The 23,654-nt window shown below is 68.5% G+C and carries 18 protein-coding genes and 1 tRNA gene; 12 read left to right on the top strand and 7 right to left on the bottom strand.

Translation table 11 applies throughout. From position 1 onward, the window contains the following. Positions 1-41: 41 nt before the first annotated feature. The 6 genes from xdhC to guaD all read left to right on the top strand — a co-directional run bounded on the left by xdhC (position 42) and on the right by guaD (position 7,749). Positions 42-1,058, top strand: coding sequence for a xanthine dehydrogenase accessory protein XdhC (gene xdhC / locus L6Q67_RS18255; RefSeq protein ID WP_296572845.1), 1,017 nt, complete (start codon positions 42-44; stop codon positions 1,056-1,058). Then, the gene (locus L6Q67_RS18260) at positions 1,055-2,632 is read left to right on the top strand and encodes an ABC transporter ATP-binding protein (protein ID WP_296572848.1); all 1,578 of its coding nucleotides are present in this window, start codon (positions 1,055-1,057) and stop codon (positions 2,630-2,632) included. The genes xdhC and L6Q67_RS18260 overlap by 4 nt, the downstream gene beginning before the upstream one ends. Then, on the top strand, positions 2,619-3,689 hold the full coding sequence (locus tag L6Q67_RS18265) for an ABC transporter permease (protein WP_296572851.1): 1,071 nt from the start codon (positions 2,619-2,621) through the stop codon (positions 3,687-3,689). The genes L6Q67_RS18260 and L6Q67_RS18265 overlap by 14 nt, the downstream gene beginning before the upstream one ends. 55 nt (positions 3,690-3,744) lie before the next feature. Beyond that, complete coding sequence (locus L6Q67_RS18270) at positions 3,745-4,665, top strand: ABC transporter permease (RefSeq protein WP_296572854.1); 921 nt, start codon at positions 3,745-3,747, stop codon at positions 4,663-4,665. Positions 4,666-5,065: 400 nt separating this feature from the next. Then, positions 5,066-6,427 carry an 8-oxoguanine deaminase gene (locus L6Q67_RS18275; protein WP_296572856.1) on the top strand — a complete coding sequence of 454 codons (1,362 nt, stop codon included), beginning with the start codon at positions 5,066-5,068 and terminating at the stop codon, positions 6,425-6,427. Positions 6,428-6,432: 5 nt separating this feature from the next. Further along, positions 6,433-7,749 carry a guanine deaminase gene (gene guaD / locus L6Q67_RS18280; protein ID WP_296572859.1) on the top strand — a complete coding sequence of 439 codons (1,317 nt, stop codon included), beginning with the start codon at positions 6,433-6,435 and terminating at the stop codon, positions 7,747-7,749. 47 nt (positions 7,750-7,796) lie between these two features. On the opposite strand, the gene L6Q67_RS18285 is transcribed toward guaD, so the two are convergent. Continuing rightward, entirely contained in the window at positions 7,797-8,156 is a 360-nt protein-coding gene (locus L6Q67_RS18285; protein ID WP_296572862.1) for a DUF805 domain-containing protein, read from the bottom strand. 139 nt (positions 8,157-8,295) lie between these two features. On the opposite strand from L6Q67_RS18285, the gene L6Q67_RS18290 reads away from it, so the two are divergent. The 3 genes from L6Q67_RS18290 (at position 8,296) to L6Q67_RS18300 (ending at position 13,021) form a co-directional block, all read left to right on the top strand. Continuing rightward, positions 8,296-9,495, top strand: a complete 1,200-nt coding sequence (locus L6Q67_RS18290) for an MFS transporter (RefSeq protein WP_296572865.1) — start codon at positions 8,296-8,298, stop codon at positions 9,493-9,495. A 128-nt stretch (positions 9,496-9,623) separates the two neighbouring features. Continuing rightward, positions 9,624-11,000, top strand: a complete 1,377-nt coding sequence (locus tag L6Q67_RS18295) for a GGDEF domain-containing protein (RefSeq protein ID WP_296572868.1) — start codon at positions 9,624-9,626, stop codon at positions 10,998-11,000. Between the two features lie 92 nt (positions 11,001-11,092). Further along, the gene (locus tag L6Q67_RS18300; protein WP_296572872.1) at positions 11,093-13,021 is read left to right on the top strand and encodes a radical SAM protein; all 1,929 of its coding nucleotides are present in this window, start codon (positions 11,093-11,095) and stop codon (positions 13,019-13,021) included. A gap of 13 nt (positions 13,022-13,034) precedes the next feature. Here the strand turns inward: L6Q67_RS18300 and L6Q67_RS18305 are convergent, their stop codons facing one another. Together L6Q67_RS18305 and L6Q67_RS18310 are read right to left on the bottom strand one after the other, a co-directional pair. Next, the gene (locus tag L6Q67_RS18305; RefSeq protein WP_296572875.1) at positions 13,035-13,661 is read right to left on the bottom strand and encodes a response regulator transcription factor; all 627 of its coding nucleotides are present in this window, start codon (positions 13,659-13,661) and stop codon (positions 13,035-13,037) included. Further along, complete coding sequence (locus L6Q67_RS18310; protein ID WP_296572877.1) at positions 13,658-15,487, bottom strand: PAS domain-containing protein; 1,830 nt, start codon at positions 15,485-15,487, stop codon at positions 13,658-13,660. The genes L6Q67_RS18305 and L6Q67_RS18310 overlap by 4 nt, the downstream gene beginning before the upstream one ends. 627 nt (positions 15,488-16,114) lie before the next feature. Here L6Q67_RS18310 and L6Q67_RS18315 point away from each other — a divergent pair. Continuing rightward, entirely contained in the window at positions 16,115-18,091 is a 1,977-nt protein-coding gene (locus tag L6Q67_RS18315; RefSeq protein ID WP_296572881.1) for an ATP-binding protein, read from the top strand. On the opposite strand, the gene L6Q67_RS18320 is transcribed toward L6Q67_RS18315, so the two are convergent. Further along, entirely contained in the window at positions 18,088-19,974 is a 1,887-nt protein-coding gene (locus L6Q67_RS18320) for a serine/threonine-protein kinase (RefSeq protein WP_296572883.1), read from the bottom strand. The two genes, L6Q67_RS18315 and L6Q67_RS18320, sit on opposite strands and share 4 nt — an antisense overlap. A 357-nt stretch (positions 19,975-20,331) precedes the next feature. Here L6Q67_RS18320 and L6Q67_RS18325 point away from each other — a divergent pair, with 357 nt between their 5' ends. Together L6Q67_RS18325 and L6Q67_RS18330 are read left to right on the top strand one after the other, a co-directional pair. Further along, the gene (locus L6Q67_RS18325) at positions 20,332-21,414 is read left to right on the top strand and encodes an SUMF1/EgtB/PvdO family nonheme iron enzyme (RefSeq protein ID WP_296572885.1); all 1,083 of its coding nucleotides are present in this window, start codon (positions 20,332-20,334) and stop codon (positions 21,412-21,414) included. 91 nt (positions 21,415-21,505) lie between these two features. Beyond that, positions 21,506-21,826, top strand: coding sequence for a hypothetical protein (locus L6Q67_RS18330; protein ID WP_296572888.1), 321 nt, complete (start codon positions 21,506-21,508; stop codon positions 21,824-21,826). A 96-nt stretch (positions 21,827-21,922) separates the two neighbouring features. On the opposite strand, the gene L6Q67_RS18335 is transcribed toward L6Q67_RS18330, so the two are convergent. From L6Q67_RS18335 to L6Q67_RS18345, 3 genes are all read right to left on the bottom strand, one after another. Then, positions 21,923-22,007 (bottom strand) — tRNA-Leu (locus L6Q67_RS18335). A 68-nt stretch (positions 22,008-22,075) separates the two neighbouring features. Beyond that, a complete protein-coding gene (locus L6Q67_RS18340) occupies positions 22,076-22,843 on the bottom strand; it encodes an ABC transporter permease (RefSeq protein ID WP_296572890.1) in 768 nt (255 codons plus the stop codon). 13 nt (positions 22,844-22,856) lie between these two features. After that, positions 22,857-23,636: an ABC transporter ATP-binding protein gene (locus L6Q67_RS18345; RefSeq protein ID WP_296572892.1), complete on the bottom strand. Its 780-nt coding sequence runs from the start codon at positions 23,634-23,636 to the stop codon at positions 22,857-22,859. Between the last annotated feature and the right edge of the window lie 18 nt (positions 23,637-23,654).

Below are 23,654 nucleotides of genomic sequence, written 5' to 3' on the forward strand. Positions count from 1 at the left end.
CCGCGCCCCTTTGCCACGACCACCCAACTGGAGGTGTCACCATGAACGACTGGCTGCATACCCTTGCCAACTGGCTGGAGGCCGGACAGCCGGCCGTAGTGGTGACCGTGGTGCGGGCCGACGGCTCCACCCCCCGCGAGGCCGGCGCCACCATGCTGGTGGGCCGCGCCAGCACCGTCGACACCATCGGCGGCGGCCACCTGGAGTGGCTGGCCAGCACCACCGCCCGGGAGCTGCTGGTGGATGGCGGCGCGCCGCGCCTGATGCGCTTCGCCCTCGGCGCCTCCCTGGGGCAGTGCTGCGGCGGCGTGGTGTGGCTGGCCCTGGAGCGCGTCGACGTGGCGGAGGCGGCCGTGTGGCGCACCCGGGCCGAGGCCGTGGCCGCCGGAAGCACCCTGCAGCGTCGCCTGCTGTCCGGTGACGTGGGCAGCCTGTGGTCCCTGTCCGACGACGACCCCGGGCGGGGCGAGGCGGCCCGTTTCTGGTCGGATGGCGGCCACTGGCAGTTCGAGCAGCAGGTAGCCACCGGCAACTTTCCGGTGCTCGTGTTTGGCGCCGGCCACGTGGGCGAGGCCATCGTCCGGGCCCTGGCGCCCCTGGGGGCGCGGATCACCTGGGTGGACACCCGGGACGACATCTTCCCGGCCGACGTCCCCGAGGACGTCTTCACCGTGAGCACCGACATCCCCACCGCCGAGATCTACGACGCCCCGGCGGGCAGCTACTTCCTGGTGCTGACCCACGACCACAGCCTGGACTTCAGCCTGTGCGAGGCCATCCTCACCCGCCACGACTTTGCCTTCTTCGGCCTGATCGGCTCGCGCACCAAGCGCGCCAGTTTCGAACATCGCCTGATCGCCCGCGGCCTGGCCCCCGAACGCCTGCCCGACATGACCTGCCCCATCGGCATTCCCGGCATCGACAGCAAGCAGCCCGGCGCCATCGCCCTGTCGGTGGCGGCCCAGCTGCTGCAGGTGCGCGAAGCCCGCCAGGCCGTGGCCCGCGCCGCACGTCCGGTGGCCATCACCCCCTTCCTCTTGTCCGGAGCCCGCCCGTGAGCACACCCCCGCCCCCCTTCAGCGGCCCGCCCGACGGCCTGCCGCGCCTGGAGCTGACCGGCATCACCAAGCGCTACCCCAGCGTGGTGGCCAACGACGGCATCCACCTCAAGGTCGCCCCCGGCGAGATCCACGCCGTGCTCGGCGAGAACGGCGCCGGCAAGAGCACCCTGATGAAGATCATCTACGGCGCGGTGCAGGCCGACGCCGGGCAGATCCAGTGGAACGGGCGTGAGGTGGTCATCGCCAACCCGTCCGAAGCCCGCCGCCTGGGCATCGGCATGGTCTTCCAGCATTTCTCCCTGTTCGAGACCCTCACCGTGGTGGAGAACATCGCCCTGGCCCTGGACGAGCCCTTCGACCTGAAGGGCCTCGCCGCCCGGGTCAGCGAGGTGTCCCAGCGCTACGGCCTGCCCCTGGACCCCCAGCGCCTGGTGTACAGCCTGTCGGTGGGCGAACGGCAGCGGGTCGAGATCGTGCGCTGCCTGCTGCAGGCCCCCCAGCTGCTGATCCTCGACGAGCCCACCTCGGTGCTCACCCCCCAGGCCGTGCAGAAGCTCTTCGAGACCCTGCGCCGCCTGTCGTCGGAGGGGGTCAGCATCCTCTACATCAGCCACAAGCTGCACGAGATCCAGAGCCTGTGCCACAGCGCCACGGTGATGCGCGGCGGCAAGGTCACCGGCACCGCCACCCCATCGCGCGAGACGCCGGCCAGCCTGGCGCGCATGATGATCGGCCGCGAGCTGCCGGTGTGCGCGGTGCCCGCCTTCACCGGCGAGGCCACGCCGGTGCTCAGCGTCCGCGGCCTTTCCCACATCCCTGACGACCCCTTCGGCACCGCCCTCAAGGACATCGCCCTGGAGGTGCGCCGGGGCGAGATCCTCGGCATCGCCGGCATCTCCGGCAACGGTCAGGCCGAGCTGCTGGCGGCCCTGTCGGGCGAGACCACCGGCCCCGCCGGCACGGTGAGCCTGGCCGGCACCCCGGTGGGCCACCTGGACGCCGGCCGGCGCCGCGCCCAGGGCCTGGCCTTCGTGCCCGAAGAGCGCCTGGGCCGGGGTGCCGTACCGCCCATGAGCCTGGCCGACAACGCCACCCTGTCAGCCCACGGCCAGGGCCTGGTCAAGCGCGGCCTGCTGCGCCCCAAAGCCGCCTGGGCCTTTGCCAAGACCTGCATCGAACGCTTCGACGTGCGCTGCGGCGGGCCCGGTGCCGCCGCGCGCAGCCTGTCCGGCGGCAACCTGCAGAAGTTCATCGTCGGCCGCGAGATCATGCAGCAGCCCATCGCCATGGTGGTCGCCCAGCCCACCTGGGGGGTGGACGTGGGGGCCGCCGCCTTCCTGCGCCAGACCCTCATCGACCTGTCACGCAGCGGTGTGGCCATCCTGGTGATCTCCGAAGAGCTCGAAGAGCTGTTCGAGATCTGCGACCGCATCGCCGTGCTGGCCGAAGGGCGCTTGTCCGAGGCCGTGCCCAAGCAGCAGACCAACGCCGAGAAGATCGGCCTGCAGATGTCCGGCCTGTTCGCCGACGCCCATGCCACCGACCGGGAGCCCGCCCATGCCGCTGCTTGAAGCCCGCCCCACCCCGTCGCCGCAGATGCGCCTGCTGGCGCCGCTCATCGCCATCGGCCTGACCCTGGCGGTGGGCTCCCTGCTCTTCCTGTCCCTGGGCAAGAGTCCCGTCGAAGCCTTCGGCGTGTTCTTCATCCAGCCCCTCTCGTCCGGCAACGGCTGGAGCGAACTGATGGTCAAGGCCGGGCCGCTGATCCTCATCGCCCAGGGCCTGGCCGTGGGCTTCCGGGCGCGCATCTATAACATCGGCGCCGAGGGCCAGCTGATCATGGGCGCCCTGGCCGGCGGCGGCGTGGCCATCGCCTTCGACGGGGTGGATGCCTGGTGGGTGCTGCCCCTGATGGTGCTGGCCGGAGCCCTCGGCGGCGCAGTGTGGGGCGCCATCCCGGCCCTGCTGCGCACCCGCTTCAACGCCCAGGAGACCCTCACCACCCTGATGCTGGCCTACGTGGCCACCTTCACCCTGTCCTACATGGTCAATGGCCCCTGGCGCGACCCGGAGGGCATGAACTTTCCCCAGTCCATCCTGTTTGGCGATCCAGCCCTGTTTGCCCCCTGGTTCGAGGGCATGCGGGTCAATGCCTCGCTGCTCATCGCCGCCTTCGCGTCGGCGGCCTTCTGGTTCTTCACCTCCCGCAGCTTCCTGGCCTACCAGCTCACGGTGGGCGGGCTGGCCCCGGCGGCCGCCCGCTACGCCGGCTTCTCGGCCGATCGCACGGTGTGGCTGAGCCTGGTGCTGTCCGGCCTAACCGCCGGCCTGGCCGGGGTGGGCGAGGTGGCGGGGCCGGTGGGCCAGCTCAACCTCAACATCTCGCCGGGCTATGGCTTCGCCGCCATCATCGTGGCCTACCTGGGCCGGCTCAACGCCATCGGCATCGTGCTGGCCGGCCTGCTGATGGCCCTGCTCTACCTGGGGGGCGAGGCCGCACAGGTGGCCCTGCAGCTGCCCGCCGCCATCACCGGCCTGTTCCAGGGGATGCTGCTGTTCTTCCTGCTGGGCGCCGACGTGTTCGTCGATTACCGCCTCAAGCCCCGGCCCAAGCCGGCCTACGCATGAAACGCCGGCACGGCCCCCCCCAACACGCCCGACACCCGCATCCCCAGGAGGCCCCATGCTCGAACACCTGATCCCTGTCCTCGCCGGCACTCTGGCCGCCGCCACGCCGCTGATCTTTGCCGGCCTGGGTGAGCTGGTGGCCGAGCGTAGCGGCGTCATCAACCTGGGCGTCGAGGGCATGATGCTGATCGGCGCGGTGGCCGGCTTTGCCGCCGCGGCACACTCGGACGGTGGCGCCCTGGCCGGCCTGCCCGCCGGTGCCTTCGCCGGCGCCCTGGCGGCCCTGATCTTCGCCATCTTGTCCCTGTCCATGGCCGCCAACCAGGCCGCCTGCGGGCTGGCCCTGACCATCTTCGGCATCGGCCTGTCGGCCTTCATCGGCCAGCACTACGTGAGCTACAGCCTGCCCGGCCTGCAGCCCCTGGCGCTCCCCGGCCTGTCCGACATCCCGGTGCTCGGCCCGGTCCTCTTCCACCAGGACACCGTCACCTACCTGGGCCTGCTGAGCTTTGCCGGGGTGTGGTGGGTGCTCAGGAAAACCCGCCTGGGCCTGATCCTCAAGGCCGTGGGCGAGGCCCCCGACGCCGCCCACGCCATCGGCTACCCGGTGATCGCCATCCGCTACGCCGCCACCCTGTTCGGCGGCGCCATGGCCGGCATCGGCGGCGCCTACCTGTCCACGGTGTACACCCCCCTGTGGGTGCAGAACATGGTCGCCGGGCGGGGCTGGATCGCCATCGCCCTGGTGGTCTTCGCCGCCTGGAACCCCACCCGCCTGCTGCTCGGCGCCTGGCTCTTCGGCGGCGTCACCATCCTGCAATTCCACGCCCAGGGCCTGGGCATCGCCCTCCCCGTCCAGCTCCTCGCTGCCCTGCCCTACCTGGCCACGGTGGTGGTGCTGGTGCTGATCTCCCGGGACAAACGGCTGCTGCAGCTGAATCTGCCAGCGTCGCTGGGGAAGCCGTGGATGCCGTGAGGGTGGTGGTGCTCTCTTCCCAGTGGGGTCGACTTCATTCGACCTTTTACGGGTTGAGCCTGTGCTGGCGGGCTTCTCGGATGCACCGAGCCCCTGCGGAAATTGAGTCGGGCACTGGCCGTTGATCACCTGCATTTCCTGTCCCCTCTGGCGCGCCGACTGGAGGGTTCGGCAGGCGGAAAAAGGGCTGCGCATGTTTGAGCCCGCAGGGCGAGTTTGCGCAGACCCCGCCTGACGGACCCGGAAGGAGGGAACCCCCGAAGGGGGCGCGACAGCGGGGTACGTTTTCTTGCCTTCTTCTTTGTCGTACAACAAAGAAGAAGGTCGCCCGCCGGGGCGAGACCCGGCCAACGTCACGCAAAAAATCGGAACGCGCCCCAGCAAAGGCAACCAAAAGAGCATGAACAAAACCCTCCTCCTCCACCACGCCGACGTCCTCGTCACCATGGACGCCCAGCGCCGCGAGATCCCCGACGGCGCGGTATTCATCCGCAACGGCATCATCGAAGCCGTCGGCCCCACGGCCGAGCTCCCTGATACCGCCAACGAGATCATCGACCTGCGCGGCCGCATCGTGCTGCCCGGCCTGGTGAACACCCATCACCACATGTACCAGAGCCTGACCCGCGCCGTGCCCGGGGCCCAGGACGCCGAGCTGTTCGGCTGGCTGCAGACCCTCTACCCCCTGTGGGGCGGGCTGACGCCCGAGATGATCCGCGCCTCCACCCTCACCGCCATGGCCGAGCTGATCCTGTCGGGCTGCACCACCTCGTCCGACCACCTCTACCTCTACCCCAACGGCAGCCGGCTGGACGACAGCATCGAGGCGGCCCGGGAGATCGGCATGCGCTTCCATGCCTGCCGGGGCAGCATGAGCGTGGGGCGCTCGGCGGGGGGCCTGCCGCCGGATCATCTGGTGGAAGACGAAGCCGACATCCTCGCCGACAGCCGCCGCCTCATCGAGACCTGGCACGACCCGGCCCGCCACGCCATGCTGCGGGTGGCCCTGGCGCCCTGCTCGCCCTTCTCGGTGAGCACCGAGCTGATGCGCGAATCGGCCGCACTGGCGCGCAGCTACGGGGTGTCGCTGCACACCCACCTGGCCGAGAACGACAACGACGTGGCCTACAGCCGCGCGCGCTTCGGCATGACCCCAGCGGAATACGCCGAGAGCCTGGGCTGGGTGGGGCCCGATGTGTGGCACGCCCACTGCGTCAAGCTCGACGACGCCGGCATCGCCCTGTTTGCCCGCACCGGCACCGGCGTGGCCCACTGCCCCTGCTCCAACATGCGCCTGGCCTCGGGCATCGCCCCCATCCCGGCCCTGCGTGCGGCCGGCGTGGCGGTGGGCCTGGGGGTGGACGGCTCCGCCTCCAACGACGGCGCCGACCTGCTCGGCGAAGCCCGCCAGGCCATGCTGCTGGCCCGGGTCGGCCACGGCCCGGCGGCCATGAACGCCCGCCAGGCCCTGGAGCTGGCCACCCTGGGCGGCGCCCGGGTGCTGGGCCGGGACGACATCGGCGCCCTCGCCCCTGGCATGAGCGCCGACCTGATCGCCTTCCGCGCCGACACCCTGGCCCTCTCCGGCGGCGCCGTGCACGACCCGGTGGCCGCCCTGGTGTTCTGCGCGCCGGAGCGCGTGGACCTGAGCCTCATCAACGGCCGCCCGGTGGTGGTGGACGGCACCCTGCAGACGGTGGACCTGGGCCGCGTGGTCCACCACCATAACCACCTTGCCCGCCAGCTGGCCGAAGCCCTGTGAAGCCCATGCCCGACACCCACATCCTGGTCCGCGGCCAGATCCTCCACTACCTGAACGACCCCGGCCCGGCGGACGACCCGAGCGCCTGGGAGTTCTTCGACGACGGCGCCCTGTGGATCACCAACGGCCACATCCACGCCGTCGGCCCCTGGGCCGCCCTCCGCGCCAACATGCCGCCGGACGTGCGCGACGCGGCGGCATTTCATGACTACCGGGGCAAGCTGGTACTGCCCGGCCTGGTGGACACCCACATCCACTACCCCCAGGCCGGCGTGATCGGCTCCTACGGGCGCCAGCTGCTGGACTGGCTCAACGACTACACCTTCCCCGCCGAAGCGCGCTTTGCCGACTATTCCGTGGCCGAGAAGACCGCCAACTTCGTGGTGGATCGCCTGCTCGCCCACGGCACCACCACCGCATCCGTCTTTGCCACCGTCCATGCCCACTCGGTGGACGCCTTCTTCCGGGCGGCCGACGCCAAAAACCTGCGCATGCTGTGCGGCAAGGTGCTGATGGACCGCAACTGCCCCGACACCCTGCAGGACACCGCCGAATCGGGCCGCGCCGACAGCCAGGCCCTGATCGAACGCTGGCACGGCAAAGGCCGCCTGGGCTACACCCTGACCCCGCGCTTCGCCCCCACCTCCACCCGCGAACAGCTGCAGGCCACCGGCGAACTCTTTGCGTCCCGCCCCGACCTGCACCTGCAGACCCACCTGGCCGAAAACCGCGCCGAGATCGACTGGGTGCGGCAGCTCTTCCCCGAGCGCAGCAGCTACCTGGACGTCTATGCCCACTACGGCCTGCTCGCCCCGCGGACGATCTACGGCCACTGCATCCACCTCTCCGACGCCGAACGCCGCGAGATGGCCGCCAGCGGCGCCGCCGCCGCCTTCTGCCCCACCTCCAACTTCTTCCTCGGCAGCGGCGCCTTCGACTACGCCGCCAGCACCGCCGCCGGCCTGCGCGTGGGCCTCGCCACCGACGTGGGCGGCGGCACCGGCTTCAGCCTGATCCGCACCCTCGGCCAGGCCTACGAGGCCAGCCAGATCCACGGCACCCCGCTATCCGCCATGCGCGGCTGGTACCTCGCCACCCTGGGCGGCGCCCGCGCCCTCTACCTGGACGACCACATCGGCAACTTCCAGCCCGGCCGCGAAGCCGACTTCACCGTCCTCGACTGGACCGCCTCGCCCGAACTGGCCTGGCGCATGGACACCACCACCCGCCTCGCCGAAAGGCTGTTCGCGCTGATGATTCTGGGGGATGAGCGATGCGTGGTGGCGACGCATGTGATGGGGGAGCGGGTGGGCTGGGGTTGAACGCCTCCCCAAGATCAGCCGGGATACGATGCAAGCACGCTCCCATCTCAGGCGGGGAGCCCCTTCGGATTCACCCCATACTCGTTACTCCCCGCCTGGCTGTCCTGCACGGCAAAGTAGATCAGCACCAGCGCGCCGATCAGGGGCACCAGCATCAGCAGGGCCCACCAGCCGGATTTGCCGATGTCGTGGAGGCGGCGTACCGTCACGCCGACGCTGGGCAGCAGCACGCCGAGGCTGTAGATGCCCGACAGCACGTCGCCCAGGCCGCCTTCGCCGCCGCCGCCCACCAGCTGCAGCACGATCATGATGATCAGGTTGAAGAGGGTGAACATCCAGTATTCCTTGCGCTGGGCGCGCCCCTTGAAGTCGGCGTACTGCTTGAGTGCTTTCAGATACCACTGCATGGAAATCTCCCTGTGCATGTCAAAAGGATGGGCCCGGGAACGATAGCATGGGCAGGGTGACGGACACGCGGGGGCGTCGGGCTTTCCTTCGTCCGCCAGCCGGGCTACCTTCGGCCATCCGCCTGCTCCGATGCATTCCATGCCGCCCATCCTCCGCGCCCTCAACTCCCGCAATTACCGCATCTACTTCGCCGGCCAGCTGATCTCTCTGGCGGGCACCTGGATGCAGCAGGTGGCCATGGTGTGGCTGGCCTACCGGCTCACCGGGTCGGCGCTGGTGCTGGGCACGGTGGGCTTTGCCAGCCAGTTCCCGATCCTGGTCTTCAGCGCCATCGGCGGGGTGATCACCGACCGCTTCGACAAACGCCGCCTGCTGCTGGCCACCCAGGCCCTGTCCATGGTGCAGGCCCTGGGGCTGGCGCTTCTGGCCTGGCAGGGCAGCGCCACGCCGGCGCACCTGATTGCGCTGGCCTTCGGGCTGGGCCTGATCAATGCGCTGGACGTGCCGACCCGCCAGGCCATCGCGGTGCAACTGGTGGACGACAAGGCCGACCTGCCCAACGCCATCGCCCTCAACTCCTTCCTGATGAACGCGGCGCGCTTTGTCGGCCCGAGCCTGGCCGGCTTTGTGGTGGCGCTGGCCGGCGAGGCGGTGTGCTTCCTGCTCAACGGCCTGTCCTATCTGGCGGTGCTGCTGGCGCTGCTGGCCATCCGCCTGCCGGCCGGGGAGGCGCGCAAGCCCCCCGCGCCGCCGCTCCAGGCCCTGCACGAGGGCCTGGCCTACGCCGCCGGGCAGGCGGAGATCCGCGCCTCGCTGCTGCTGGTGGCCACCGTCAGCTTTCTGGCGGCGCCCTACGTGGTGCTGATGCCGCTCTTCGCCCGGGAGATTTTCGGCGGCGATGCGCGCCTGTACGGGCTGCTGCTGGGCTGCTCGGGGGCCGGCTCGCTGCTCGGCAGCGCCTATCTGGCCAGCCGCCAGGACACCTCCGGCCTGACCCGCAAGGTGGCCCTGGCGGCGCCGGCGGTGGGCGTCTGCGTGGCGCTGTTCGCCCTGTCACCGGCCCTGTGGATGGCGATGCCGGTGCTGCTGGCCCTGGGCCTCGTCATCATCGTCACCGTGGCGGGCAGCAACACGCTGATCCAGACCCGGGTGGACAACGCCTTCCGGGGTCGGGTGATGGCCCTGTTCACCATGGCCTTTCTCGGCGTGGCGCCGCTGGGAAGCTTTGCGGTGGGCAGCCTCGCCCATGCCTTCGGCGTGCGCCCGACCTTGGTTCTGTGCGGCCTGCTGACGGTGGCGGCGGGTCTGTACTACCGGCACCGGGCAAGCCGCAGCTAGACCATGCGGATATTTGCGCGTCACAGCCCTGGCCGGACTACCCAAAATGGGCTTTTACGCCTTGCGGGGCCGGGGTGCTAGCCCTTATTTTGGGCGTCCAACAACAATAATTCCAAGGGAGGGCCCCCATGCCGCAGAGCTCACGACTGGCCAGCCAGACCTGGCAGATCCTTTCCGAAACCTGCTCCGACACCATCCGCGACGCCGTCGCCCGCATCATCCAGCGTGACAAGGCCGACCTGGCCGCCGCCTTCTACACCTACATGCTTCAGGACGAAGGGGCCAAACCCTTCCTCTCCGTCACCACGGTCGAAGCCCGCCTCAAGCCCGGCCTGCAGCGCTGGCTGGAGGTGCTCTTCCAGCACCGCAGCGTAGAGGAGCTGGCCGCCGCCCTGGCCCTGCAGCGCCACGTAGGTGAAGTCCATGCCCGGGCCCAGATCCCCGTCAACCTGGTGGCCCGGGGCCTGCGCCTGCTCAAGCACGAGATCAACACCCGCCTGCTCGACACGCCCCTCGACCGCACCGAGCTGGTCAATGCCGTGCTTTACGTGGACCGCCTCACCGACGTGGCCTTCGAAGAGATGAGCGCCGCCTTCATGCTGTCGTCCGAGCGCGGGGTGCGCACCGACGAGGCCTACCGCATGTTCGCCGCCGGGCGCGACCTGGCCCTGGAGCGGGAGAAGCAGTCGGTGGCCGTCCTGGAATGGGAGGCCCGCTTCTACCGCATGCTGGCGGCCGGCTCGTCCTTCGACGACATCCCCAGCCTGAAGGACTCTGAGTTCGGCCTGTGGCTCTACCACAAGGCCCCGCTGCTCTTTGACGAAACCCGCGAGCTGCCCCTGATCGGCGAATGTGTCGAGCGCATCGACCAGTCCCTTTTTCCGCAGCTGGTGTTCGGCCGCGACAAGGATCTGCACTCCGACACCAATCGTGCGCTGGCCAAGGCGGTGCTGGTGGAGGTGGACCAGATCAAGTTCCTTCTACGCTCCATGTTCGACCGCCTGGTGGACCTGGACGTGGGCCGGGACGTGCTCACCCAGCTCTTCAACCGGCGCTTCCTGCCCTCCATCCTGAAGCGCGAGATCAGCCTGTCGCGCCGCTCCGACAGCCAGTTCTGCGTTCTGATGCTCGACATCGACCACTTCAAGCGGGTCAACGATGAGCACGGCCACGATGCCGGCGACCGGGTGCTGCAGCATGTGGCCGGGCAGCTCATGAACCAGGTGCGGGGCGGCGACTTCGTGTTTCGCTACGGTGGGGAGGAGTTCCTCGTGGTGCTGGCCGCCATCGACGAGGAGCAGGCCAGAAACGTCGCCGACAAGATCCGCCAGCGCATCGCCGAGATGGAGGTTCCCCTGGCCGCGAGCCAGAACCTGCGCGTGACCATCAGCATCGGCATTGCCGTGAACGACGGGCACCCGGACTACCAACGCATCATCGAACGGGCCGACCGGGCCCTCTACGCAGCCAAGGAGACCGGGCGCAACCGGGTCGTCGCAGCCTGAGCGACCCGGGCCCGATCGGGGGCTCGGCCCGGCGGGCCATCCCCGCTATCATTCCGGCCTCACCCCTTCAGGCCTGTGGGCCGGAAACCACCATGACCAAAACCAGCGGCGCTCCGGCTACATCCCGGGCCGCGCCCCGCGTGCTGTCGCTCATCCCGCCGATGACGCAGCTCAACACGCCCTACCCGTCCACCGCCTATCTCACCGGCTTTCTGCGCAGCCGGGGCGTGGACGCGGTACAGGACGACCTGGCCCTGCGGCTGGTCCTCACCCTGTTCTCGCCCACGGGGCTGGAAGCCCTGCGCGAGCGGGCCCGGGCGCTCCCTGGCAAGAAGCGCTCGGCCACCCTGCAGACCTTCGAGGCCGCCTTCGACCGCTACCGGGCCACCATCGCCCCGGCCATCGCCTTCCTGCAGGGGCGCGACCCGACCCTGGCCCACCGCATCGCCAGCCGCGCCTTTCTGCCCGAGGGGCCTCGCTTTGCCTCGCTGGACGCCTACTACGACCCGGATGGCGGCGACCCGCTGGCCTGGGCCTTCGGCGCCCTGGGCGTGCAGGACAAGGCCCGCCACCTGGCCACCCTCTACCTCAACGACCTGGCCGATGTGCTGCGCGAGGCCGGCGACCCGCGCTTCGAGTTCGTGCGCTACGCCGAATCCCTGGCCATGGCCCAGCCCAGCTTCGAGCCCCTGGCCACGGCCCTGGCGGCGCCCCCGACCCTGGTGGATGACACCCTCGAGGCCCTCACCCGCGAGGCCATCGCGCGCCATCAGCCCCAGGTGGTGCTGCTGTCGGTGCCCTTCCCCGGCTCGGTGTACGCCGCCTTCCGCATCGCCCAGACCCTCAAGGCCCACCACCCGGCCATCGTCACCGTGCTGGGCGGCGGCTTTGTGAACACCGAACTGCGTGAGCTCGCCGAGCCGCGGGTCTTCGACTACTTCGACTACATCACCCTGGACGACGGCGAGCGCCCCCTGCTGGCCCTGCTGGAGCACCTGGCCGGCAAGCGCGGGCGCTCACGCCTGGTGCGCACCTATGTGCGCGAGGAGGGCCAGGTGCGCTACATCAACCTGGCCGAGCCCGACGTGCCCTTTGCCGAGGTCGGCACCCCCACCTGGGACGGCCTGCCCCTGGACGGCTACCTGTCCATCCTCGACATGCTCAACCCCATGCACCGCATGTGGTCGGACGGGCGCTGGAACAAGCTCACCGTGGCCCACGGCTGCTACTGGAAGAAATGCAGCTTCTGCGACGTAAGCCTCGACTACATCGGCCGCTACGACGCCGCCGGCGCCGACCTGCTGGTGGACCGCATCGAGGCCATCGTGGCCGAGACCGGCCAGACCGGATTTCACTTTGTGGACGAGGCCGCCCCGCCCAAGGTGCTCAAGGCCCTGGCTGACGAGCTGGCCCGGCGCAACCGGGCGATCTCGTGGTGGGGCAACATCCGCTTCGAGAAATCCTTCACCCCCGAGCTGTGCCAGCAGCTGGCCGACAGCGGCTGCATCGCCATCTCCGGCGGCCTGGAGGTGGCCTCGGACCGGCTGCTCAAGCTGATGAAAAAGGGCGTGTCGGTGGATCAGGTGGCGCGGGTCACCAAGGGCTTCAGCGACGCCGGCATCCTGGTGCATGCCTACCTGATGTACGGCTTCCCCACCCAGACCGTGCAGGACACCGTGGACGCGCTGGAATACGTGCGCCAGCTCTTCGACGCGGGCTGCATCCAGTCGGGCTTCTTCCACCGCTTCGTGTGCACCGTGCACTCGCCGGTGGGCCAGAACCCCGACGAGTACGGCGTCAAGCTCAAACCCCTGCCGCCGATCCGCTTCGCCAAGAACGACGTGGGCTTCATCGACCCCACCGGGGTGGACCACGACGCGCTGGGCGTGGCCCTCAACAAGGCGCTCTACAACTACATGCACGGCATCGGCCTGGACGAAGATGTGCGCAGCTGGTTCGATGTGCGGGTGCCCAAGGCCCGCGTGCCGAAGAACTTCATCGGGCGGGCGCTGGGCTACTGAGGCCCCGGCAGGCTCAGATCAGCTGGTTGGCGATGGCGTAGCGGGTCAGGTCGGCGTTGCTCTCCATCTCCAGCTTTTCCAGGATGCGGGCGCGGTAGGTGCTGATGGTGTTGGGGCTGAGCTCGAGCTGCTCGGCGATGCCGGCAATCGACTTGCCCCCCGCCAGCAGGCACATCACCTGGTATTCCCGGTTGGAGAGTTTCTCGTGGGCGGCGCTGACCGACTGGTCGGCGGCACCCTGGGCAACCCGGTAGAGCAGCTCCGGGGAGAAATGCTTGCGCCCCCGGGCCAGCTTGCGCAGGGCCTCGATGAGGGTTTCCGGCGGGCTCTCCTTGCTCACGTAGCCATCGGCTCCGGCCTTGATGCTGCGCACCGCCAGGCTCTCCTCGGGCAGCATGCTGAGGATGAGCACCGGGGTGTGGCGATTGAAGCTGCGGAACTGCTTGGTCAGCTCGAGCCCGTTCTGGTCCGGCAGGTTGATGTCCAGCACCACCACGTCGTAGTGCTCGTTGCGCAGGTAGTCCAGGGCCTCGGCCGCAGTGCGGGCTTCGTGGCGGATCACGAAACCCTGGCCGGGCAGCAGCACCTGAGCCAGGCCCTGGCGGATGAGGGGGTGGTCATCCACGATCAGCAGGTTCATGCCCTTGTCCTCCCGCTGCCGGCGGCAAGGGGCACGCGCAGGGCCACGCAGGTGCCCTTGACCACGGGAGCTGTGCTGATGGTGAGCCCCCCGCCGATCTGGGCCGCGCGCTCCTTCATGCCGGTGAGGCCGAGGGTGTTGCCCACCAGGGCTTCACCGCGGATGCCTACCCCGTTGTCGGAGACCTGCAGGGTCAGGGCCGTGCCGTCCCAGTCCAGGGCCACCTCCACCGCGGTGGCCCGGGCATGCCGGGAGATGTTGGTCATGGCCTCCTGAAACAGGCGATAGATGTGGGTCTTGGCGCTCTCGGAGAGGGGAATGTCATCCGCCGGCACCGCACAACGGCACCGGATGCCCATGCGTTTGCGGAACTCCCCGGCCTCCCACTCGATGGCACCACCCAGCCCCAGGGTGTCGAGGATGCGCGGATGCAGCTCCTGGGAGATGCGCCGCACCGACAGCATGGCATCCTCGACAATGGCCTCCACCGCGTCGATCCGCTCGTGCATCCCGGTATTGCCGGCGCCCGCCAGGCGCCCGAGCTGGCGCAGGTTCATGCGGATCGCGGTGAGGGTCTGGCCAAGCTCGTCGTGGAGCTCCCGGGCGATGCGGGTCCGCTCCTCCTCCCGCACCACTTCCATGTGGGCCACCAGAGCCTGGATCTGCGCATGGGACTGCTCGAGGCGACGGATCGCCTCGATGCGCTCGGTGGCATCCGAGAGATAGCCATGCCACAGCACGCTGCCATCGGCGCCGGCCTGGGGGATGGCATTGCCCTCGATCCAGCGCAGGCCGAGATGGGGGTGGTGGATACGGAACTGGCCGTGCCAGGGCTGCAGGGCCCGGGCCGAGGCGCGGATGTCATCGCCCACGGCGACGATGTCGTCGGGGTGGATCATGCGGACCAGGGGCGAGGCATCGACAACAAAGTCTTCCGCCGAGAACCCCAGCGCCTCGAGCTCCCGACCATCGATGTAGGGGAAGGAACAGGCCCCGTCGGGATGCATGCAGAAGGCGAAGATCGCACCCGGCACCGTGGCCGCGATGCTCTTCAGCCGGTCGGCCAGATCGGCCTTGCGCCGCAGGGCCGCCTCCAGCGCCTGCTTCAGGGTCACATCGTTGCCGGCACTCAGGGTGCCGATGATCTGGCCATCCGCATCCTTCAGGTAGGCGTTGTGCCAGGCGATCAGACGGCGGGCGCCGTCCTGCGTGAGGATCTCGTTCTCGAAGTACTCCACCGCCTCCAGGCGACCCTCCATGATCTGCCGGAACACCGGAAAGACCCGGGTCATGCCCTCGGGCTGGGGCAGACAGCTGGCAAACCACGAACACCCGACAATCTCCGCAGCGGGCCGGCCCAGCACCCGGGCACCGCAACGGTTGATACTGTTCACCCGCCCGTCCCGGTCGAGGGACACGATGAGGGTCTCGACGGTGTCGAGGGTCTGCTGCAGCAGTGCGCACTTGGCCTGCTGGGACAGCTCGGCCAGCTTGCGCGAGCTGATGTCCACGTGCATCAGCAACAGGCGCCCCGTTGCGGCGCCGAGGGGAACGGCCTGCAGCATGAACCACCGGGCCTGCTCCGCCGAGTGGCAGGGATACTCGAACTCGAAGCGGCCCTGCCGCCCCTCGAGCACGGCAAGCAAGCCCGCCAGCACCTCGTCGGCCCCCGCCCGCCCGCACACGTCGAAGTAATTCTGGCCGGCACACTCCTCAGTGGCCAGGGCGCCTCCGTTATTCCGCGAAAACTGGCGCCACGCCTGATTGACACAGACGATGCTGCCGTCGGACTCGATCAAGGCCACCGGATTCGGCAGGGCCTCCACAACCTGATATCCGTCACATGTCACATCATGGCGCGGCGGGGTCGGGGCGCGCGGCATGGGGGCTGACGGGATGCTCAAAATACGTCCCTCTCTTCATCGAAAACGGCTCTGAGCCAGGGCTCGGCCGTCCTTTCATTGATCGCCGGCATTTACGCACAAAAACCCGCGAAAGCACTGAACTATTACAAGAAGGCCGAGATTTTAATGTAGTCATTCAACTACATACCCTCAAGACTTCTTGATTCCACCAGGGCCCGATGTGCCCTAGCATGCCTCCCATCAGTGGGAACGGACTGGCCCTTCAAGGTAGGGCGGATGGCCGGCAGCATTACATGGGCAACAAAACCGGCAGGATCCGTGACAATTCCGGCCATATGCGTGGACCGGCAACGGCACTCCCGCCGGCCTGCATTTCCATTCCTCCGGCTTATTGAAAACAGAATAGACATACACACCTTTCTTATTCGTTTTCAATTCCAAAGAAGCCGCCTTGTTTATTCATCGTCATGCCCACCGCCGCCAGAGCTCAATCCACGCGATCAATTGCGCCGACAGACAGGGGCACGGTCTGAATCTGAAATGCATGCCAGCGGGGATGCGCGCAGCCCATTTCCGGAGACCATAGGCATGGTCCGGGAAGAAGACTTTCCGGCGCTCATGCAGCAGCTGGCGGATCACGCTTCGGACTGGCTGTTCGTGCTCCGGCCCGACCACAGCTACGCCTTCTGTTCCGGGGCGTGCGCCCGGATCACCGGGTACACGCCTGATGAGATGGCGGCAGCCCCGACCCTGCTGCCGACCATCGTTCATCAACACGACCTGCCCCGCTACGAGGCCCACCGCCTGGCCCCGACCGCGGACGAGCTGGCGCTGCGCATCACCCATCGGGACGGCAGCCCACGCCGCGTCGGCCTGCGTGTCCGACCCCTGCCCGGCCCCGACGGTCAGCCCACCGGCCCCCTCCTCTGCGCCCTCCGCGACCTCACCGACCACCACGCCACCCGGGACACCCTGCGGGCCCTGTCCCTGGCGGTCGAGCTGAGCCCGGCCAGCGTGATGATCGCCGACCGGGCCGGCCACATCGAATACGCCAACCCCGCCTTCTCCAAGGCCTCAGGCTACCGCCTCGAGGAGCTGATCGGACGCACCCCTCAGATCCTCAAGTCCGGGCTGACGCCCCAGGAGACCTATGCCGAGATCTGGGCCACCCTGGCCCAGGGGCGCCACTGGCAGGGGGAGCTGCTGAACCGCCGCAAGGACGGCAGCCTCTTCCAGGAATCAGAGACCCTGGCCCCGCTGTGCGACGCTGACGGCATCCCCACCCACTACCTGGCCATCAAGGAAGACATCACCGGCAACGAGCGCCGCCTTGAAGAAATGGTGGCCGAACGGGCGACGCACATTGCCGAGCTGAACACCCGGCTGCAGGAGCGGGCCACCGCCGCCGAAGCCGCCAGCCAGGCCAAGAGCGCCTTCCTGGCCAACATGAGCCACGAAATCCGCACCCCGCTCAACGCCATCATCGGACTCGCCCGGGTACTCCTGCGGGACCAGGTCAGCCCGGGCCAGCAGGACCGGCTGGCCAAGATCGTCACCGCCGCCGACCACCTCTCGTCGATCATCAGCGACATCCTGGACATCTCCAAGATCGAAGCACGCAAGATGCGCATCGAGAACGCCGACTTCGATGTGCAGACGCTGCTGGCCAGCCTGGTCACCCTGGTGGAGGAACGCATCGCGGGCAAGGGCCTGGGTTTCCGTCTGGCCGCCGACACGCTGCCCGCCGCCCTCCGGGGCGACGTCACGCGGCTGCGCCAGATCCTGCTCAACTACCTGGGCAACGCCATCAAGTTCACCGACCGGGGCGGGATCACCCTGGCCGCCCGGATCATCGCCGGGCGCACCGACGATGTGCAGGTGCTTTTCGAGGTCATCGACACGGGCATCGGCATCGAGCCCGAGGCCCAGTCCCGCCTCTTCGAGGCCTTCGAGCAGCTGGACAGCAGCACCACCCGCAAATATGGCGGCACCGGGCTCGGCCTGGCCATCAACCGGCGCCTTGCCGCCATGATGGGTGGCGAGGTGGGCGTGGACAGCACGCCGGGCCGGGGCAGCCGTTTCTGGCTCACGCTCCCCCTGGGCAGGGCCAGCGCCACGCCCCGCGCCACCGCAGGCACCCCGGGCGAATCGGCCGAGGCCTGCCTGCGCCGCGAATTCGAGGGCGCCCGCATCCTGCTGGTGGATGACGAACCCATCAACACCGAAGTCGCCCGGGAACTGCTGCACGAAGCCCACCTGCAGGTCCATGTGGCCGAAAACGGCGCCCTCGCCCTGGAGGCGCTGCACCGCGGCCGCTACGACGCAGTGCTGATGGACATGCAGATGCCGGTGATGGGCGGGCTGGAGGCCACGCGCCGGATCCGCCTGCTGCCGGGTGGCAGCGCCGTGCCCATCATCGCCATGACCGCCAACGCGTTTGCCGAAGATCGCCAGGCCTGCCTCGACGCCGGCATGAATGCCTTTCTCGGCAAACCGATCGACCCCGAACTGCTGTTCGCCACCCTGCTGGAGGCGCTCCGGACGGCAGCGCCGAGAACGCCCTAGCGCTTCTGGGCCGGCGGCGCGACTTCCGTCACCGTGAAGTGCCTGGCGCCAAAATCGGCAGCGCAGCGGGCTTCGCCCTTCGGACACACGGGCGCCCCCGCCAGGCTGCCCGGGCCCAACCGGCCAAGGGCCTGTTCGACCTCCTTGAGCGGCGCGCTGGCAATGCCGTCGTGGGGCACCAGCCCCAGCCCGGCAAAATCGCGCTTGTTGTCGGCAACGATCGCCAGCACATCCCATTCACCTGCCGGAGCATCCGCGGTGAAAGACCAGCGCTCCCGCGGGAGGCGCAGCGCCCCGCCAGCGGCAATCCGGTTGTCGAGATCCAGGGCATTCGGGTAGATCAGCGACAATTTGCCGTCGGTCTTGTCCAGCAGGAGCAGGTAGACGTAACCCGCCTGCTCGCTCTTGAGCGCGAAAGACAGGGCATCCTTGCCCACCACCAGCGAGGACTTGACCCCGCTCAGCGTCACTTCCCGGCGGCCCGAATCATGCAGAGCCTGGAGCGCCTGGCTCCAGCTCACCGTGGCCGGCGCCGGAGTGACGGGCACGGGAGCCGGGGCCGTCTGCACCGGAACCTCCCGCGGCGCGTCCTTCACCGGCTCCTGTACTTTGGCCACCTCGGGCACGACGGCAGGCTTCGGCGCATCGTCACTGCCCTTCAGGGCGAAGTAACCCACCGCCGCCAGGGCGACGGCCGCCACCCCCAGCACCGGCCCCACGAAACCCCGGCGCGCCTTCGCCACAGGGGTCGGCGTCGTCTCGTCGGCAAGCGGCCCCTGGGTGCGCGCCTGGGTGGGCTTCACCTCGGTCTTCGACGCCGACGCGGCGATGGTCAGGCTGGATCTCATCCGCGGCGCATCATCCTGCGCCATCACACCTGCAGGTGAGACTGGCGACGACTCGGCGGGCGGTGAAACCGCAGGCGCCGCACCGAAACCCAGCACCTCGCGCATCTCCGCGATGGACTGGGGCCGGTCATCGGCCTTGACCGCCAGGCATCGATCCAGGCCGGCCAGGAAGACCGGGTCGAAAGACCCCGCCGCCAGCGTTGCCAGCGGCTGATAGGTATCGTTCATCAGCCGCCCCACCGACGCCGGGGGCGTCCGGCCGGTGATGATGTAATACACGACTGCGGCCAGGGCGTAGATGTCGGTCCATGCCCCCTGCTTCAGGCCGGGCATCTCGGCGTATTGCTCGACGGGGGCAAAGCCGGGCTTGAGGATCACCGTCAGCACCTGCGTCATGTCACCGATCACGCGGCGGGCAGCGCCAAAATCCAGCAGCACCGGACGCTCATCCTTCAACAGCAGGATGTTGTCGGGGGCGATATCCCGGTGGAAGCAGCTCTCGGAATGCATGATTTCCAATGCATCCATCAGCGGCACGAGGATCCGGCGGATCCAGCCCTCGTCGGGCACCCCGGTGCGCTGCTTGAGGGCATCACGCAGGGTGACCCCATCGTAGAAGGGCATGGCCATGTAGGCCGACCCCCTGTCTTCCCAGAAACGATAGACCTTGACCAGTGCCGGATTGTCGAACTTGGCGAGCAGACGCGCTTCATTCACAAAGCTGCGCAGCCCCACCTCGAAGGTCTCGCGATGCCGCTCCGAACGCACCGAAACCTGCATGTCCCGGGTGCGGGAGGCCAGCGACGTGGGCATGTACTCCTTGAGGGCGACCTTGCGCTCCAGGGAGTGGTCGTAGGCCAGATAGACAATGCCGAAGCCCCCCTCGCCAATCAGCCCCACGATCTCGAACTCGCCGAGCCGGGTGTTCATGGGCAGGCAGTTGGGGCTGCTGTCGGGGGCTGTGGTCGGACGGCTGCCGGCGGGGCTGGCAGCCCCTCCGAGCACGATGGTCCTGTCGTTTCCGGAGCTGGACACCTGCTAGCCCCCGACCGTCAACGGGGCTGCGCGCCAGAAAGGCAGGAGACACAGGCGAGCCATGGGCCGAGCCGATTTCTTCACAATTGCAAACCCCAGCATCACACAATTCCGGATGTCATCCATCGCCACCAACGGCGGACGGCATGTGCAGGCCCCGGCCCGCGTCTTTGCCGCCGATTCTAGCACCATGCCGTTCCCGCCATACGCCGCCGGGCGCCACACCGGCCGGGGTCAAAACAGGGCGCCGGCGCGGCCTGGCCCGGTTTTGTCCTGTCACCGATTCCCTATATCATCCGAAGACATCCACCCTTGTTTCCGCCGGCCTTCCGCGCCCTTCCGTCCTCTCGCCGAACCATGACCCTCCGCGCGCTGCCCCTCGTCGCCCTCATGCTGTGCAGCCCGGTTGCGGACGCGGGCTTCGAGAAACGGGAAGCCACGCCCCCGCCCAATGTCGAGGCGCCCCGCGCCCCGGCCCGCCCGCCCAAGGAGGCGGCCCCCCGCAAACCCCGCCCCGCACCCCGCGCCCCCATTGCAGCCCCCCCGGCAGAAACCGCCCCGGAACCGGTGAAATCCGTGAGCGCCCCCGTCCCCGTCCCCGAGGTGGTGCGCGATTGCGCCGACTGCCCCGAACTGGTCATCGTCCCCGCCGGGGAGGTCGCATTGGGCTCGCCCGACGGCGAAGCCGGGCGCAGGGGTGACGAAGGCCCGCAGATCCGCTGGCAGTTGCAGAAGCCCCTGACCATCGGGCGCTTCGAAATCACACGCGGTCAGTTTGCCGCCTTCACCCGCGCGGCCAATTACGTTCCCGCCCTGCCTTGCGGCGAGTTCGACGGCAAGGCCTGGTCCTATGGCCTGACACGGCGCTGGAGCAGCCCGGGCTTCCATCAGGAGGACACCCACCCCGTCGTGTGCGTCAGCAATTCGGACATCACCGCCTACCTCACCTGGCTTTCCGCCAAGACCGGCCGCAAATACCGCCTGCCCAACGAGCTCGAGTGGGAATACGCAGCCCGGGCCGGCCGCGCCGACGTACGCCCAGGACGCTCCGGAGCCACTCCCTGCGCCTACGCCAATATCGCGGATGCCGCCTTCCAGTGTTCCGACCACTTCGCCGCAACCTCTCCCGTCGGCCAGTTCCGCCCCAACGACTTCGGGCTTCATGACGTGATCGGCAACGCCGCCGAATGGGTCGATGGGTGTTACAGCGAAACGCTCTTTGAAACCCTGCGCAAGAAGCAGGCGACGGGTGGCGGCAATGTGCTCGATGGCTTCTTCGACTCCCTGGCGTCAGGCGTGGGGCTGTGCCGCAAGGTCGCCCGGGGCGGGTCCTGGCAAAGCGGCCCCGACGAGGCCCGGCTTGCCGCACGCGAAATCTTCGACACCTTCTCTGGCGGCAACAACCGGACGGGCTTCCGCGTGGTGCGGGAAGCCCCATAGCCTGCCCGGCCCTGCCATCCGCAGGGCATCACTCCGTCCCGGCCACACCCACCCCACGAATGGAATCCCGGTTTTTCCGGACGCTCACGCCATGAAACTGAATCACCTGCCCATCGGCGCCCGCTTCGAATACGACGGCCAGATCTACACCAAGACCGGCCCCATCACCGCCGCCGCCGAAAAGGGTGGCCAGCGCATGATCCCGCGCCATGCGGTACTGCGCCCGGTGGACGGCCACACCCCGCCGCCCGCCGCAAGCACGACACGGCAAGTGGACGAAAGCCGGGTGCTGGCCGCCTTCGACAGCTACCACAACACCGCCCTGCGCCTGGCGGAAGGCCTCGGCAAGGCCGAGCTCGAACAGGCCCGGGCAAGGTTTCTGGCGGCGCTGGAGGGCTCGCAGGAGAACTGACAGGCAGGCGCCACGGAGGCGAAAGACGCAAAAAAAGCCGGAACCCCGATTTATCTGGGCCTGCCGGCTTGCTTTTGACTACTGCAGAACAGCTATTGGTGCCTTGGGCGAGACTCGAACTCGCACGACTTGCGTCACTACCCCCTCAAGATAGCGTGTCTACCAATTTCACCACCAAGGCACGGCGTGAAGGGCGCGGAGTATAACTGACAAGGGTGGGCCCGGGTCAACAAAAACCGTCACCCTCCATCACGGCGCCCCACCGGGATTGCGGTGTGCCCAGCCGGTCATGCGTTTTTCGACGAAGGCAAACAACTCGTACATCACCACCCCCATCACGCCGATCACGATCAGGCCGGCAAAGACGAGGGGCATGTTCATGGACGAACTGGCCGACATCATCAGGTAGCCGATGCCCAGGTTGGAGGCCACCGTCTCGGCAATCACCGAGCCTACGAAGGCCAGGGTGATGGCCACTTTCAGCGACGCGAAGAAGTAGGGCATGGCCCGGGGCAACCCGACCTTGCCCAGGATGTCGATGCGCGAGGCGCCGAGGGAGCGCAGCACGTCCTCCAGCTCCGGTTCCAGGGTGGCCAGGCCGGTGGCCACATTGACCACCACCGGGAAAAAGGAGATCAGAAAGGCGGTGAGGATGGCCGGCACGGTGCCGATGCCGAACCACACCACCAGCACCGGCACGAAGGCCACCTTGGGGATGGAGTTGAAGCCCACCAGCAGCGGGTACATGGCCCGGTAGAGCAGCGGCGAGGAGCCCACCGCCATGCCGATCAGCAGGCCCACCGCCACGGCAATGGCAAAGCCCGCCAGGGTGGTGATGAAGGTCTGGGTGGCGTGCATCATGATGGGCTCGAACTGGGCAACCCCCACCTTCCACACGGCACTGGGCGCCGGCAGCAGAAACTCCGGCACGTCGAAGCCCACGCAGACCAGCTCCCACAGCAGGAACATGCCGGCCACCACCAGCCAGGGGGCAGCCTTCACGAGATTCACTTTCATGCTCTGACTCCTTTCAGGCGGCGCGGACGCGGCCGATGTGCTCGCGCAGCTCGTGCACGTAGCCGGCAAAGCGGTCGGTGTAGGTCACGTCCAGATCGCGGGGGCGCGGCAGGTCGATCTCCCGGCGCACCAGGATGCGCCCGGGGCGCTTGCTCATCACGTACACGGTGTCGGCCAGGAAAACCGCCTCGCGCAGGTCGTGGGTGACGAGGATGACGGTGAAGGGCTGCTGCTGCCACAGGTCGCGCAACATGCACCACAGCTCCTCCCGGGTGAAGGCATCCAGGGCGCCGAAGGGCTCGTCGAGCATCAGCAGGCGGGGCTGGTGGATCAGCGCCCGGCAGATGGAGGCGCGCTGCTGCATGCCGCCGGAAAGCTCCCAGGGGTATTTGTCCTCGAAGCCGGCCAGGCCCACCCGGGCGAGCAGCTGGCGGGCTTCGGCCTCGTAGCGGACGCGCTCCTTCTTGAGGGTCGAGCGGTAGGGCTCGACGATCTCCAGAGGCAGCATCACGTTGTCGAGGGTGGTGCGCCAGGGCAGCAGGTTGGCGTTCTGGAAGGCCATGCCGACGATCTTCAACGGCCCGCCGACCTGGCGTCCATCCACATAGACATAGCCACCCGAGGGCATGCGCAGGCCGGAGATGAGCTTCATGAGGGTGGACTTGCCGCAGCCGGAGGGGCCGACCACGGCCACGAACTCGCCCTCGCGGACGTCCAGGCTGACGTTCTCGATGGCCAGCGCACCACCAGGGGCGTAGGCCAGATCGACGTTCTCGAATTTGACGAAAGACATGGGGACTTTCTGGATGAG

This window comes from Zoogloea sp. (assembly GCF_023150065.1).
Classification (GTDB): Bacteria; Pseudomonadota; Gammaproteobacteria; order Burkholderiales; family Rhodocyclaceae; genus Zoogloea.